13 protein-coding genes are annotated in these 14,826 nt (G+C 58.0%); all 13 read right to left on the bottom strand.

Annotated features, from left to right (window positions below):
* Positions 1-74: 74 nt before the first annotated feature.
* Entirely contained in the window at positions 75-962 is an 888-nt protein-coding gene (locus tag CLU84_RS05980) for a Kdo hydroxylase family protein (protein WP_099736402.1), read from the bottom strand.
* A gap of 46 nt (positions 963-1,008) precedes the next feature.
* The gene (locus CLU84_RS05975; protein WP_099737890.1) at positions 1,009-1,428 is read right to left on the bottom strand and encodes a DUF4149 domain-containing protein; all 420 of its coding nucleotides are present in this window, start codon (positions 1,426-1,428) and stop codon (positions 1,009-1,011) included.
* A gap of 125 nt (positions 1,429-1,553) precedes the next feature.
* Positions 1,554-2,030, bottom strand: a complete 477-nt coding sequence (greA, locus tag CLU84_RS05970) for a transcription elongation factor GreA (protein ID WP_099736401.1) — start codon at positions 2,028-2,030, stop codon at positions 1,554-1,556.
* A 219-nt stretch (positions 2,031-2,249) separates the two neighbouring features.
* Entirely contained in the window at positions 2,250-5,501 is a 3,252-nt protein-coding gene (gene carB / locus CLU84_RS05965; RefSeq protein ID WP_099736400.1) for a carbamoyl-phosphate synthase large subunit, read from the bottom strand.
* Positions 5,501-6,664: a glutamine-hydrolyzing carbamoyl-phosphate synthase small subunit gene (carA, locus tag CLU84_RS05960; protein ID WP_099736399.1), complete on the bottom strand. Its 1,164-nt coding sequence runs from the start codon at positions 6,662-6,664 to the stop codon at positions 5,501-5,503. The genes carB and carA overlap by 1 nt, the downstream gene beginning before the upstream one ends.
* A gap of 171 nt (positions 6,665-6,835) precedes the next feature.
* Entirely contained in the window at positions 6,836-7,627 is a 792-nt protein-coding gene (locus CLU84_RS05955; protein ID WP_099736398.1) for an RNA methyltransferase, read from the bottom strand.
* Between the two features lie 108 nt (positions 7,628-7,735).
* Complete coding sequence (gene rnhB, locus CLU84_RS05950) at positions 7,736-8,467, bottom strand: ribonuclease HII (RefSeq protein WP_099736397.1); 732 nt, start codon at positions 8,465-8,467, stop codon at positions 7,736-7,738.
* Positions 8,430-9,572: a lipid-A-disaccharide synthase gene (gene lpxB / locus CLU84_RS05945; RefSeq protein WP_099737889.1), complete on the bottom strand. Its 1,143-nt coding sequence runs from the start codon at positions 9,570-9,572 to the stop codon at positions 8,430-8,432. The genes rnhB and lpxB overlap by 38 nt, the downstream gene beginning before the upstream one ends.
* A 130-nt stretch (positions 9,573-9,702) precedes the next feature.
* A complete protein-coding gene (lpxA, locus tag CLU84_RS05940) occupies positions 9,703-10,500 on the bottom strand; it encodes an acyl-ACP--UDP-N-acetylglucosamine O-acyltransferase (protein WP_099736396.1) in 798 nt (265 codons plus the stop codon).
* 6 nt (positions 10,501-10,506) lie between these two features.
* Entirely contained in the window at positions 10,507-10,947 is a 441-nt protein-coding gene (gene fabZ, locus CLU84_RS05935; protein ID WP_099736395.1) for a 3-hydroxyacyl-ACP dehydratase FabZ, read from the bottom strand.
* Complete coding sequence (gene lpxD, locus CLU84_RS05930) at positions 10,947-11,948, bottom strand: UDP-3-O-(3-hydroxymyristoyl)glucosamine N-acyltransferase (protein ID WP_099736394.1); 1,002 nt, start codon at positions 11,946-11,948, stop codon at positions 10,947-10,949. The genes fabZ and lpxD overlap by 1 nt, the downstream gene beginning before the upstream one ends.
* Before the next feature lie 16 nt (positions 11,949-11,964).
* Entirely contained in the window at positions 11,965-12,471 is a 507-nt protein-coding gene (locus CLU84_RS05925; protein ID WP_099736393.1) for an OmpH family outer membrane protein, read from the bottom strand.
* Positions 12,471-14,786, bottom strand: coding sequence for an outer membrane protein assembly factor BamA (gene bamA, locus CLU84_RS05920; RefSeq protein WP_099736392.1), 2,316 nt, complete (start codon positions 14,784-14,786; stop codon positions 12,471-12,473). Before bamA ends, CLU84_RS05925 begins: the two co-directional genes overlap by 1 nt.
* Between the last annotated feature and the right edge of the window lie 40 nt (positions 14,787-14,826).

Below are 14,826 nucleotides of genomic sequence, written 5' to 3'. Positions count from 1 at the left end.
AAACAAAAGGCGTTGACCACAGGGTTCAACGCCTTTTTTGCTGCACGCCTCGAGCTCAAAATAGATAGCACAGCCTACTTGCGATGCTTCGCATCGACCAGCGAGTAGCCCTTCATGCGCGACAGAATGGACAGTGGGCTGGCTGCAGGGTTGTATTCGCTGCCCGGCGGCAGAAACAAAGTCTGCTCCAGCATGTACTGGCCCGACATCACCGCGTGCACAGCCTGATCGGAAAAGCACACCCAAGTTGAGCCCGCAGCAAACGGCACAGTCTCCTGTGGCGCATTTTGCTGGTAGTCCATATCGCCCTTCATGCCGTCGTGCAATTGCAGCATCAGGTGGTCATATTCGCTGCGATAAGACTTGGTCACATGCAGCAGCTCCAGCGCCTTGGCCTGCCAGGCGCTATAGGGCTTGGCACGTGGCACAAAGCGCTTGGCAACATCGGTGAAAGGCTCACCCACACGCCACACACGCGGCTGGCCTGCGGGGTTCACATTGGTGAACACGCGCAAGATACGCTCGCCGTAATTGGGCCGTGATGGAAAAGCATCCACATGCATGCGCTTGTCGTCCGCACGCCATGACTGGGCGCGCGTTTCAACCTGCGAGGGGCGATAGCTGGTGGGCGCCATGCGCACCACAGGCATGTAATCGGGGAACAAGCTGGCAATCAGCCCCGTGGCCTGATCGCGAAAGCGGCCCACCATGGCGGCAACCTGCTTTTGCGTGGCTTCATCGCCGGCAACGCCTTTGATCGAGCCATCTACATTGAGGCTAATATTGCGCGCTTTGGGGTCGCGCACGTCGGGGCGCAGCAGCGCTTTTTCCTGATCGGTCAGCTGAAAGGTCAGTTGCGGAAAGTACAGCAACTTGCCCGCCTCGACGGCAGCAATCCATTCATCGCGACGCTGGACATTGCTCCAGTCGGTCGCGTCGATTTTTACGATTTGAGATTCCATGGCCTTGGCAGTTTACTCCCAGCCGCTTTGCCGGACTTGGGCTGGATCAAGCCTGCTTGCGAACGCCTGCAACGCGCCACAGCACGATGGCGGCACACAGCCACTGCAAGGCATACATACCCGTGCCAACGCTGTGCCAGAGCTTTAGATTCTCACGCGCAACGATCTTGGGTGATACGCCGTACTGCACGACCAGGGCCAGCAGCATGCCTGCGATCACAAAACCGATAGCTGCTTGCGCCCAAGCCTCAATCTTTTCAGCATGTTTTCGCTTTGAAAAGACCAGCAGTAGACCGCAGCATGCTATCGAAATCCATGTCTGCGCTGCAAACAGCTTGGCCGCCATAAAGCCCGCCATCGCTGGCGCGGGCAAATTGACGAACAGCATGGGCACAGCCACAAAGCCAATAGAGCACAAACTGCCCCACCACAAAGCGGCCAGAAAAACAGGCAGACGCTCGTACATAGTCACTGATCCTTGAAAGCGGCGCAGCGCCCAGGCCAGAAACATCAAGCAAGGGCAGCCTCGCAGCGAAGATGTTGCCCCTTCCGCGAAGCAGAGAGGGAGAAGGCGCGCAGCGCCTCAGGAGGTTAGATGTACTTAACGCCCACGATTTCGTAACGACGCTCGCCACCGGGTGCCTGCACCACAGCGGTATCGCCCTCTTCCTTACCAATCAGGGCGCGGGCGATGGGGCTGGAGACGTTGATGAGGCCGTGTTTCAGATCGGCCTCGTCTTCGCCCACGATCTGATAAGTCACAGCAGTGCCGCTGTCTTCGTCTTCCAGATCAACCGTGGCGCCAAACACCACGCGGCCGCCAGCATCCAGACCTGTGGGGTCGATAATTTGCGCGGCGGACAGCTTGCCTTCCACTTCGATGATGCGACCTTCGATGAAGCCCTGCTGCTCCTTCGCGGATTCGTATTCGGCGTTTTCGCTCAAATCACCCTGAGCGCGTGCTTCGGCAATGGCTTGAATGACGGCGGGACGCTCCACAGTCTTCAGGCGCTGCAGTTCAGTCTTGAGCTTTTCTGCTCCGCGCTTGGTGATTGGGATGGTGGCCATGATCGAGTCTCCAAATTCAGCAGACGCCGCGCACTGCGCGGCACTTTTCGCACAGATCTGCCTGACAACGTCAAACAGGGGCCTGTGCCCCAAAAGCAAACCGCCGCACGTTGCCGCGCGGCGGTTCAAATACATTACCGATGATTATGCCCCGTTTGACAGGGCAGAAATCCGGTAAAAACCCGGCAGACCTTACGGGCTGAGCCGGGTTCAGGCTTCTCAGGCCTTGGTCAGCATAGCGTGCAGTTCCTGCACGGAATGCACATCCAGATTGCCACGCATGGCCTTCATGCCTTCCACAGCTGCTTCAGCGCCGAAGATGGTGGTGAAGGTCGTCACGCGAGCCAGCAAGGCGCTGGTACGGATCTGACGCGAATCAGCGATGGCATTGCGGCGTTCTTCCACGGTGTTGATGACCATGGCGATGTCGCCATTCTTGATCATGTCAACCACATGAGGACGACCCTCCGTCACCTTGTTCACGGCCTGCACCGACATGCCAGCAGCTTCCAATGCAGCCGCTGTTCCGCGGGTTGCGCTCAGGCTGTAGCCCATGGCAACCAATTCCTTGGCCACAGCCACGGCACGGGCCTTGTCGTTGTTCTTCACGGACAGGAAAACCTTGCCTTCGGCCGGCAGGTGCACACCGGCACCCAGCTGACTCTTTACAAAGGCTTCGCCGAAAGTCTTGCCCACACCCATGACTTCACCGGTGGACTTCATCTCGGGGCCGAGAATGGTGTCCACACCGGGGAACTTCACGAACGGGAACACGGCTTCCTTCACGCTGAAGTAAGGTGGTGTGACTTCCTTGGTCACGCCCTGCTCGGCCAGAGTCTGGCCAGCCATGCAACGTGCGGCAACCTTGGCCAGCTGCACGCCAGTCGCCTTGGAGACGAAAGGCACGGTACGCGAAGCGCGGGGGTTCACTTCCAGCACGTAGATCACGTCCTGGCCGTCCACTTCCTTGATGGCGAACTGCACGTTCATCAGACCCACCACGCTCAGGCCTTCGGCCATGGCAGCAGTCTGGCGCTTGATTTCAGCAACCGTATCAGCCTTCAGGTAGTAAGGAGGCAGCGAGCAAGCGGAGTCACCGGAGTGCACACCAGCCTGTTCGATGTGTTCCATCACGCCGCCGATATACACAGCACCGGTCTTGTCACGCACGCAGTCCACATCGCACTCGATGGCGTTGGAGAGGAAGTGGTCCAGCAGCACGGGAGAGTCGTTGGAGACCTTCACGGCTTCGCGCATGTAGCGCTCCAGATCACGCTGCTCGTGCACGATTTCCATCGCACGGCCGCCGAGCACGTAGGAGGGGCGCACCACCAGGGGGTAGCCCAGGCCAGCGGCCTTTTCCAGCGCTTCGGTTTCGGTACGTGCAGTCGCGTTCGGGGGCTGACGCAGTCCCAGTTCGTTGAGCAGCTTCTGGAAGCGCTCGCGGTCTTCGGCCGCGTCAATCATGTCGGGCGTAGTGCCGATGATCTTCACGCCTTCGGCTTCTAGGCCCAGCGCCAGCTTCAGAGGCGTTTGACCGCCGTACTGCACGATCACGCCTTCGGGCTGCTCGACGTCCACGATTTCCAGCACGTCTTCCAGCGTCAGCGGCTCGAAGTACAGGCGGTCGGACGTGTCGTAGTCGGTGGACACGGTTTCGGGATTGCAGTTGACCATGATGGTTTCGTAACCATCTTCGCGCATGGCCATTGCTGCGTGCACGCAGCAATAGTCAAACTCGATACCCTGGCCGATACGGTTGGGGCCACCGCCCAGCACCATGATCTTCTTCTTGTCCGTGGGAGCTGCTTCGCACTCTTCGTCATACGTGGAGTACATGTATGCGGTGTTGGAAGCGAACTCGGCAGCGCAGGTGTCCACGCGCTTGAACACAGGACGCACCTTCAGCGCCTTGCGCGCTTCGCGCACGGCCTTGTCGCTGGTGTGCAGCAGCTTGGCCAGGCGGCGGTCCGAGAAGCCCTTTTGCTTGAGGCTGCGCAGGGTCTGCGCATCCAGAGCCGCCAGAGCGCCTTCGCCCTTGGCTTCGTAGAGCTCGTCCAGCTCGAGTTCGATCTTGACGATCTCTTCGATTTGCACCAGGAACCACTTGTCGATCTTGGTGATGTTGTGGACTTCGTCCAGCGACCAGCCAGCCGCGAAAGCGTCACCCACATACCAGATGCGGTCGGGACCGGGTACGCCCAGTTCCTTTTCCAGAATCTCGCGGTCCTGGGTCTTTTCGTTCATGCCGTCCACGCCCACTTCCAGACCGCGCAAGGCCTTCTGGAAGGACTCCTGGAAGGTACGGCCAATGGCCATCACTTCGCCCACAGACTTCATCTGCGTGGTCAGGCGGTCGTCGGCAGCAGGGAACTTTTCGAACGCAAAACGTGGGATCTTGGTGACCACGTAGTCGATCGAAGGCTCGAACGACGCGGGGGTTGCACCACCGGTGATTTCGTTCTTGAGTTCATCCAGCGTGAAGCCCACAGCCAGCTTGGCCGCGATCTTGGCAATGGGGAAGCCCGTTGCCTTGGACGCCAGTGCCGACGAACGCGAGACGCGGGGGTTCATCTCAATGACGATCATGCGACCGTCCTTGGGGTTCACCGAGAACTGCACGTTGGAGCCGCCCGTGTCCACACCGATTTCGCGCAGAACCGCCAGAGATGCGTTACGCATGATCTGGTATTCCTTGTCGGTCAGTGTCTGGGCCGGCGCCACGGTGATGGAGTCACCGGTGTGCACGCCCATGGGGTCCAGGTTTTCGATGGAGCAAACGATGATGCAGTTGTCAGCGGTGTCGCGCACCACTTCCATCTCGTACTCTTTCCAGCCCAGCAGAGATTCTTCAATCAGCAGCTCGTTGGTAGGCGAAGCCTCCAGACCGCGCTTGCAGATGGTTTCGAATTCTTCAGGGTTGTAGGCAATGCCGCCGCCCGTGCCGCCCAGCGTGAAGCTGGGGCGAATCACGGTGGGGAAGCCCATTTCCTTTTGCACAGCCCAGGCTTCGTCCATCGAGTGGGCGATGCCGGAACGTGCGGAGCCCAGACCAATCTTGGTCATGGCGTCCTTGAACTTGGAGCGGTCTTCAGCCTTGTCGATGGCCTCAGGCTTGGCGCCAATCAGTTCGACCTTGTACTTGTCCAGCACGCCGTGCTTCCACAGGTCCAGCGCGCAGTTCAGCGCAGTCTGGCCACCCATGGTGGGCAAGATAGCATCGGGACGTTCCTTGGCGATGATCTTTTCGACCGTCTGCCAGGTGATGGGCTCGATGTAGGTGACGTCCGCAGTCGCGGGGTCGGTCATGATCGTGGCGGGGTTGCTGTTGATCAGAATGACCTTGTAACCCTCTTCGCGCAGGGCCTTGCAAGCCTGCACGCCAGAGTAGTCAAACTCGCAGGCCTGACCGATCACGATGGGACCGGCGCCAATGATCAAAATGCTTTTGAGGTCGTTGCGCTTAGGCATTAGTTCTTCTCCATCAGCGCGGTGAAGCGGTCAAACAGATAGCCGATATCGTTCGGGCCGGGCGATGCTTCGGGGTGACCCTGGAAGCAGAAGGCGGGCACATCGGTGCGCTCCAGACCTTGCAGCGTGCCGTCAAACAGGCTGATGTGCGTGGCGCGGGTGTTGACTGGCAACGACTCGACGTCCACCGCAAAGCCGTGGTTCTGGCTGGTGATGCTGACGCGACCGGAGTCCAGATCCTTCACAGGATGGTTGGCACCGTGGTGGCTGTTTTGCATCTTGAAGGTCTTGGCACCGGAGGCCAGGGCCATGATCTGGTGACCCAGGCAGATACCAAACAAAGGCATCTTGGCAGCCATGATCTCTTGTACAGCAGCAATAGCGTAGTCACAAGGTGCGGGATCGCCAGGGCCGTTGGAGAGGAACACGCCATCGGGGTTCATCGCCAGCACATCTTTGGCAGGGGTCTGGGCGGACACGACGGTCACGTCGCAACCACGCTCGGCCAGCATGCGCAGAATGTTCTTCTTCACGCCAAAGTCATAGGCCACGACCTTGAACTTGGGGGCTTCGAGCTTGCCGTAGCCTTGGCCCAGCTTCCACTCGGTTTCAGTCCAGGCGTAGGACTTATCGGTGGTCACGACCTTGGCCAGGTCCAGACCCTTCATGCTGGGGGCGGCCTTGGCAGCGGCAACAGCTTCGTCGATCTTGGCCTGCGTCACGGCTTCGCCGGCAGCCAGACCCACGATCGCACCGTTCTGTGCGCCTTGGTCTCGCAGCAGACGTGTGAGCTTGCGGGTATCGATGTTGGCAATAGCCACAGTGTTGCCAGCAATCAGGTATTCCGACAGCGTTTGCTCGCTGCGGAAGTTGCTGGCCAGCAATGGCAGGTTCTTGATGATCAGACCTGCGGCATGGATCTTGTCAGCCTCGACGTCCTCGGAGTTGACGCCATAGTTGCCGATATGCGGATACGTGAGTGTCACGATCTGCTGGCAGTAGCTGGGGTCAGTGAGGATTTCTTGATAGCCAGTCAGCGAAGTGTTGAAAACGACTTCACCAACGGTGGTGCCTTGCGCACCAATCGAGTTGCCAATAAAGACCGTGCCGTCTGCGAGCGCCAGAATGGCGGATGGGAAATTTCCCTTGAGAGACAAAAGCACAGGGTTCTCCGGTTTTTTAATTACGGTTACGCCCAACGAAGCCCCGGCATGTGTGCTGGGACATTTTGTCTGCAGGGAATGGCGAGGAAGCGTCGCTAGGCGTATGAAGGAATGCTTGAAAGCCGCCCATTATAGGGGTGGTCGGCTACAGCCCCTTGAAAGGCCTCGGGATTACCCTCTTCGCAGAAGCATGCTTACGCTGCTTGCATGCAGGCAAATTGCAGCTGCCGCCCCTACATTGAGTGACTCCTCACCTCCTGGCTGAGCAATGCTGATGCGGTGCTCCGCCATCTCCATCAAGGCATTGCCAACGCCCTGCCCTTCATGACCCATGGCCCATGCGCAAGGCCATGGAAGATTGGCTTCATGAATCAATGTCCCCTGATGAGAGCTGGTCACTATCAGCGGCAGGCCCAGCGACTGGACATCTTCAATCGAAGCTGCTTCCACCAGATGCAGACCAAAGTGAGCACCCATGCCTGCACGCAGCACCTTCTGGCTCCACAGCGCAGCCGTGCCCTTGAGCGCCACGATCTGCGTGAACCCAAAGGCCGCAGCACTGCGCAAGATGGATCCCACGTTGCCAGCATCCTGCACACGATCGAGCAGCACGGTGGCCACGCCGGGCTGCACCTGCACGCCTGCATCCCAGTCCATCACATAGCCCATGCGCGCGGGGGACTCCAGACTGCTGATTTCATCGAACAGCGCATCGGCCATCACTATGACTTTACTAGCTGCTTGCGTCCATTCCTCGGGAGCTTGAGGCCAAAAAGACTGTGCAAAGACGGCGGTTTTAGGCTTCAAACCACGCGCCAGCGCAGCGCGGCAAAGGTGGTCGCCTTCGAGCCAGACTTGGCCCTGCTTGCGATAAGCCGTGCTGTCCTGCGAGAGGCGGCGCAGCTCTTTGACGAAAGTGTTGTCGCGCGAATGAATTTCCGTGACTTGAGGGCGTGCAGCCATATCAACCTCTGGATAAAAAAAGAAAACCCGGCCTGCTCATGCCTGCCGAGCTTGAATGATCTGAAGATAAAGCGCTTGAGTCGGCCCTGTGCCGCACTCAGGTTTACGTTAGGCGTACAGCGACACCTGCGACATCTGTAATGTAGAAGTCACGCCGGAAAGGCCGGTCTCGCACAACACAGGCAACGCCATGACGCCTTCGCACACCTGACCGGCCAACAGCACCTGCGCCACCGGCGAGAAAGACTGGCGATGCTCTGCCGTAGCGCCATGGGCGCGCAGCGCCGCGAGGTGAGCCGCCGTGCCATAGCCCTTGTGGCCTGCAAAGCCGTATTGCGGATATTGGGCATCCAACCGCTCGCACCAGCGGTCACGCGTGACCTTGGCCAGAATGGAAGCTGCAGAAATCGCCTGCACCAGCGAGTCGCCCTTGACGATGGCCTCGGCCTGCACATCAATCTGCGGCAGCTGATTGCCATCGACCAGCACCAGCACGGGCTTGAGGCGTAAGCCCATCACCGCGCGGCGCATGGCCAGCAATGTGGCCTGAAGAATATTGATTTCGTCAATTTCCTGCACCGATGCCTGAGCTATACAAAAGCACAGCGCCTTGGCGCGGATTTCGTCATACAGCACCTCACGGCGGTTGGCCGTGAGCTTTTTGGAGTCGTTCAGGCCCACAATGGGCTTCATGTCATCCAAAATGACGGCCGCAGCCACCACCGGACCAGCCAGCGGGCCGCGCCCAGCTTCATCCACCCCTGCAACCAGCCCGGGCGGATGCCAGGGCAGGTTATCTTGCTCAAGCAGCAGGGGAGGCAATGATTTTTTCGATCGCATGGGCAGCCAGTTCGGCAGTATCTCGGCGCAGTTCGTGATGTAGCGCGGTGAAGCGCTCAACCAGCGCTTCAATGGTGACAGGAGAATCCTGGCTGGCTCGGAGCCAGCCCAGTGCAGCCTTCGCCAGCGCCTCGGGGGTTGCGGCGTCTTGCAGCAACTCGGGCACGACAAAATCGCCGCACAGAATATTGGGCAGCCCCACCCAGGGCTGGAGCTGCTTGCGCTTCATCAGGTGCCAGCTCCAGGGGTGCATGCTGTAGCTGATGACCATGGGGCGCTTGTAGAGCGCGGCCTCCAGCGTGGCGGTGCCGCTGGCAATCAGCGTACAGTCGCAAGCGGCCAGCACATCATGGGACTGGCCCTTGACGATGAGCACCTTGTCCGCCATGCCAGCCTCAGCAGCAATACGCTTGACTTCCTCAAACAAGGAAGGCACCGCAGGCACTACGATTTTCGTAGCTGGCAGCGCTTTCTGCACCAGCGCCGCAGCCTTGAAAAAGCCGGAAGCGATATAGCGCACTTCAGAGCGGCGGCTACCGGGCAGCAAAGCCAGGACCAGACCCTCTTCAGGCAAACCCAGTCGGGCGCGCGCCGCAGCGCGATCAGGGTGCAGCGGAATGACCTGAGCCAGCGGGTGGCCTACATAGGTCGCCTCAATGCCGTGCTGGGCCAGCAACTCTGGCTCGAACGGAAAAATGCACAGCACATGGTCGGCCGCGCGGCGGATCTTTTCGATGCGATCGGCACGCCAGGCCCAGATGGAGGGGCACACGAAGTGCACGGTTTTAACGCCGGCCTCGCGCAGCTTGGTTTCAAGACCCAGATTGAAGTCCGGCGCATCCACCCCCACAAAGACCGAGGGCGGGTGCGCAATCAGGCGCTGGCGCAGCTTTTTGCGAATGCCCAGCAGCTCAGCCACGCGGGCCAGTACTTCCCAGCTGTAACCGTGCACGGCCAGCCGCTCGGACTGCCACCACGCATCAAAGCCGAGTTCCTGCATCTTCTCGCCGCCAATGCCCATCGACGTTACATCAGGCCAGCGCTGACGCAGACCACCAAGCAGCAGGGAGGCGAGCAAATCGCCCGAAGCCTCACCCGCCACCATGGCAATGCTGGGCGCTACGGAGTCTGCAGCAGCTTGCGCTATCTGGTTAGTGGTTTCAGAGCTATTCACGTCTCAATCTTTGATGGAAGCAGCGCTAGCCGCTATCAGTTTTGCAGTGCGTGAGGTGCACTCAGCGCGCAATGCCGCGTGTCGACGCAGCCAGAAAGGCCTGCATGCGCTCTATATCTTGCACGGCCTCGGGCACATCAGCCTTCATGGCTTCAATCGCCTGCTTGGCCGCCTCCAGCGTCAAGCCCTGGCGGTACAGCAATTTGTGCATTTGCTTGACGGCGGCCAGTCGCTCCGGCGTAAAACCACGGCGACGCAGGCCTTCGGCATTGAAGCCGCGCACCGCCAGCGGGTTCCCGTCCACCATCATGAAGGGCGGCACATCTTGAGAGATATGGCTGGCAAAGCCGGCCATCACATGCGCACCAATGTGGGTGAACTGGTGCACGCCCGTCAGGCCGCCCAGGATGGCCCAGTCGTCCACATGTACATGGCCCGCCAGCGTGGCGTTGTTGGCCAAAATAGTGTTGTTGCCCACAATGCAATCGTGCGCAATATGCACATAGGCCATGATCCAGTTGTCGTCACCGATCGTGGTCTCGCCACGGTCCTGCGCCGTACCCAGATTGAAGGTACAGAACTCGCGCACCGTGTTGCGATCACCGATTACCAGTCGTGTGGGCTCGCCCGCGTACTTTTTGTCCTGGGGCTGAGCACCCAGCGACGCAAACTGGAAAATCTGGTTGTCGCAACCAATGGTGGTCGCGCCTTCAATGACGCAATGCGCCCCCACCGTGGTGTTGGCACCAATACGCACATCTGGCCCGATGACGGCATAAGGCCCCACCGATACCGAGGTATCAAGCAGTGCCGCAGGGTCGATAACTGCGGTGGGGTGAATCAAACTCGCTGACGCCATCAATACTTATCCCACGTGGCGCATGGTGCACATCAGTTGTGCTTCAGCCGCCACTTCGCCATCCACGCTGGCAACAGCGTTGAACTTCCAGATGCCGCCGCGCACGCGGTCGATGGTGATTTCCAGAGCCAGTTGATCTCCTGGCACCACGGGGCGCTTGAAGCGTGCGGAATCAATACCCACGAAGTAGTAGATATTGTTTTCATCGGGCACCTGACCCATGGCATCAAAGGCCAGCAGGCCTGCAGCCTGTGCCAGCGCTTCAAGAATCAGCACGCCAGGCATGACGGGACGACCAGGGAAGTGACCTGTGAAGAACGGCTCGTTGAACGTGACGTTCTTGATCGCCTTGATGCGAGTGTTGCTCTCAAGCTCCAGCACCCGGTCCACCAGGAGGAAAGGATAGCGGTGAGGCAGTTGCTTGAGAATTTCTTGAATATCCATCATCAATTTCCGTTGTTGCTTCGCTGACCCTCAGCCAGCGTTTGTTCAAGCTTTTTGATGCGCTCACGGAGCGTATACAGCTGCCTGAATGTTGCAGCGTTCTTTTCCCATTGCTCGTTTTCTTGCAACGGAAAGATGCCTGTGTAAAAACCTGCCTTGGGCAAGGAACGAGTGACCATGGAGGTCGGCGAGATCACCGTTCCATCCGCAATCGTCAGGTGCCCCAGAATATTTGCTGCGCCGCCAATCTGGCAACGCTTGCCAATGCGCGCACTGCCCGCAATACCGGTATTGCCAGCAATCACCGTATGCGCACCAATGTGCACGTTATGGGCAATTTGCACGAGATTATCGATCTTGACGCCATCTTCAATGATGGTGTCATCCAGTGCCCCGCGATCTATGCAGGTGTTGGCACCGATTTCGACATCATTGCCAATGCGAACGCAGCCCAGCTGCTCGATCTTTTCCCACTGACCGGCCGAGGGTGCAAAGCCAAAGCCGTCCGCACCAATCACCACGCCAGCATGCACAATGCAGCGCTCGCCCACTACACAGCCACTGCTGATGGTGACACGCGACTTGAGCACCGTATCTGCGCCAATCACAGCGCCTACTTCCACCACACACAGCGGCCCGACATAGGCCGTTGCATGCACTTGCGCAGACGCATCGACCACGGCGGTGGGATGAATGCCTTGCAGCTTTCCACCTTGCTGGTGCGCCTTCCACCACTGGGTGGCCCGTGCGAAATAAGCATAGGGATCAGCCGTGACGATGCAAGCACCGCGCTGCGCCGCTTCATCACGCAGAGCAGGAGCCACAATGACACAAGCCGCCTGAGAGGCGGCCAGTTGCTGGCGATAGCGGGGATTGCTTAAAAAGCTCAGATCACCATGGTCTGCGGAGTCCAGCGGGGCGATGCGAGAAATAGTCATCTCGCGATCGCCTCCCACCAGTTCTCCGCCGAGCGCATCGAGAATTTGTCCCAATAAAACGCTCACAAAAGTATCCTTGAGATTACTTTGCGCCGTTCAAAGTCTTGATCACCTTGTCTGTGATATCAAACTTGGGGTTGATATACACAGCTTCTTGCAGGATCACGTCGTACTTTTCAGCTTCGGCAACTTGCTTGACCACCTTGTTCGCACGATCCAGAACTGTTGCCAGTTCTTCGTTCTTGCGGGCGTTCAGATCTTCCTGGAATTCACGGCGCTTACGCTGGAATTCACGATCCTGATCCACCAGCTGACGCTGGCGCGAAGCGCGCTGGCTTTCAGCCATCGTCGGAGCTTCGCGCTCGAACTTGTCCGAAGCAGTCTTCAAGGTATTGCCTTGATCGACCAGTTCTTTTTCGCGCTTGGAAAACTCCTGCTCAAGCTTGGCTTGTGCAGCCTTGGCTGCAGATGCTTCACGGAAGATACGATCCGTATTCACAAAACCTGCCTTGAATTCCTGTGCATGCGCAGAGACGGCCATGGCGCCCAGCAGCACAGCCAGAGAAAGATGGCTAGAGAGAGATTTCATTAGAAAGATGTTCCGATTTGGAATTGCAGTTTCTGGATTCTATCGCCGGTTTCCTTGCGAATAGGCTGAGCATAAGCCAAACGCAGGGGCCCCAATGGCGAAATCCAGCTAATACCGATACCTGTGGAGGCACGCAGGGAGTTCAACTCCATGCTTTCACCTTCCGCCCATACATTACCCACGTCTACAAATGTAAACAAACGCAGGGTTCTGTCATTGCCAGCGCCGGGGAACGGCACCATGAATTCACCATTCAGAGTCAGCTTGCGTGTACCGCCAAGCGCCAGATTCGTATTCACGCTATCACGGCGACCCAGAGAGCCTTGCTCAAAGCCACGCACCGAACCCAGACCACCCGAATAGAAGTTCTTGAAAATAGGATAGGGGTTGCCGCCAATACCCTTGCCCCAGCCCAGCTCACCATTCAGCGCAATGGTGTACTTCTTGTTCAGGGGAATGTATTGCTGGACCTGGTAATTAGCCTTCATGTAGCGCATATCGCTCATGAATGAAGCTTCCAGATTCAGACGCTGATAACGACCGGCATTAGGTGCCAGCGCGCTATCTCGATTATCACGAGACCAGCCCAAAGTCAGAGGAATGCCCGTCTTGGAGCAACCCGTATTGGATACAGACGTGCCACCGCAATACTCGCTGTAGATACCCGGCATATACGTGCCAGGCCTGATTTCATTGCCTTCGACACCAGCGCCAAAGAAGATGGTGTCCACCTCACTGAACGGCACACCAAAGCGCACGCTTGCACCCTTGGTGATGATCTTGTAAGCAGCATCATCATAGTAAGGGCGCGTTGTACGGTAGTACAGATCGTAAGTGCGCGAGATGCCCGTATCCGTGAAATACGGATTGGTGGTCGAAACCACCATGGTGCGGTTGTACTTGCTGGTATTGACGTCCAGCCCCAGGTAATTACCGGATCCAAAAACGTTTTCCTGCTTGATACCAAAAGACAGCGAAACCTTTTCAGCGCTGGAGAAACCTGCACCCAGCTGAATCGATCCTGTGGGCTTTTCAACCACATTGATCATCAGATCAACCTGATCGGGAGAGCCCGGCACTTCCTGCGTTTCAATCTCCACTTGCGTGAAGAAGCCCAAACGGTCAACGCGGTCGCGCGACAGCTTGATTTTCTGGCCGTCATACCAGGACGCTTCGAACTGGCGGAATTCACGGCGAATCACTTCATCGCGAGTCTTGTTATTGCCGCTGACGCTGATACGGCGAATATAGGCGCGGCGCGAAGGCTGGGCCTGCAGGACGATGTTCACGCGATTATTAGCGCGATCAATTTCAGGCACCGCTTCAACCTTGGCAAAGGCAAAGCCAAAGTTGCTGTAATAGTCGGTAAAAGCCTTGATGGTTTCAGCAACCTGGTCAGCGTTATAGGGCTCACCGGGCTTGATCTTGACCAGAGACTTGAACTCATCGTCACGATCCAGGAAGTTGCCGTCCAGCTTCACGCCAGAGACCACGTATTGATCTCCTTCATGCACATTGACGGTCAAGCCAATGCTCTGCTTATCTGGCGAGATAGCAACCTGTGTGGATTCCACACGGAACTCCAGATAGCCGCGCTGCAGATAGTAGGAGCGCAAGGACTCCAGGTCGGCATTGAGCTTGTTGCGGGCGTAACGATCCGACTTGGTATACCAGCTCATCCAGTTGCCGGTGTCCTGATCAAACAGATCCTTAAGCGTGGATTCCTTGAATGCCTTGTTACCAACGATATGAATTTCGTTGATCTTGGCAGGATCACCTTCGGAGACTGTGAAAGTCAGGTTCACACGGTTACGCTCAATAGGCGTCACCGTGGTCACCACTTCCGCGCCGTACAGGCTTCGGTTGATGTATTGACGCTTGAGCTCTTGCTCCGCGCGGTCTGCCAGTGCCTTGTCGAATGGGCGGCCATCAGCCAGACCCACATCGCGCATGGCCTTGGTCAAGGTGTCCTTGTCGAACTCCTTGGTGCCGGCAAAGTTCACTTCGGCAATGGTGGGGCGCTCTTCAACGACCACAACCAGCACATTGCCATTGGCTTCCAGACGAATGTCTTTGAACAGACCCAGAGCAAACAACGAGCGAATAGCGGCTGCGCCTTTTTCGTCGTTGTAGTCATCTCCCACACGCAAGGGCATGGATGCGAAGACCGTACCGGCCTCTACACGCTGCAAGCCCTCGACGCGGATATCTTGAACCTTGAAGGGCTCCAGCGCCCATGCTGCCTGCGCAGCTAAAACCATAGCAGCCAAGGCAGTTGCAGAGCGCATGCCCAAGCGATTGAAATGTTTTTTCATGAGTGGAAATCGCCGCGAGTGCGGCCTACCGTAGCGGTAA

The organism is Comamonas sp. 26, assembly GCF_002754475.1.
Lineage (GTDB): Bacteria > Pseudomonadota > Gammaproteobacteria > Burkholderiales > Burkholderiaceae_C > Comamonas.
The sequence above is the reverse complement of the archived record's forward strand: the minus strand, read 5'-3'. Positions and strand labels throughout refer to the sequence as shown.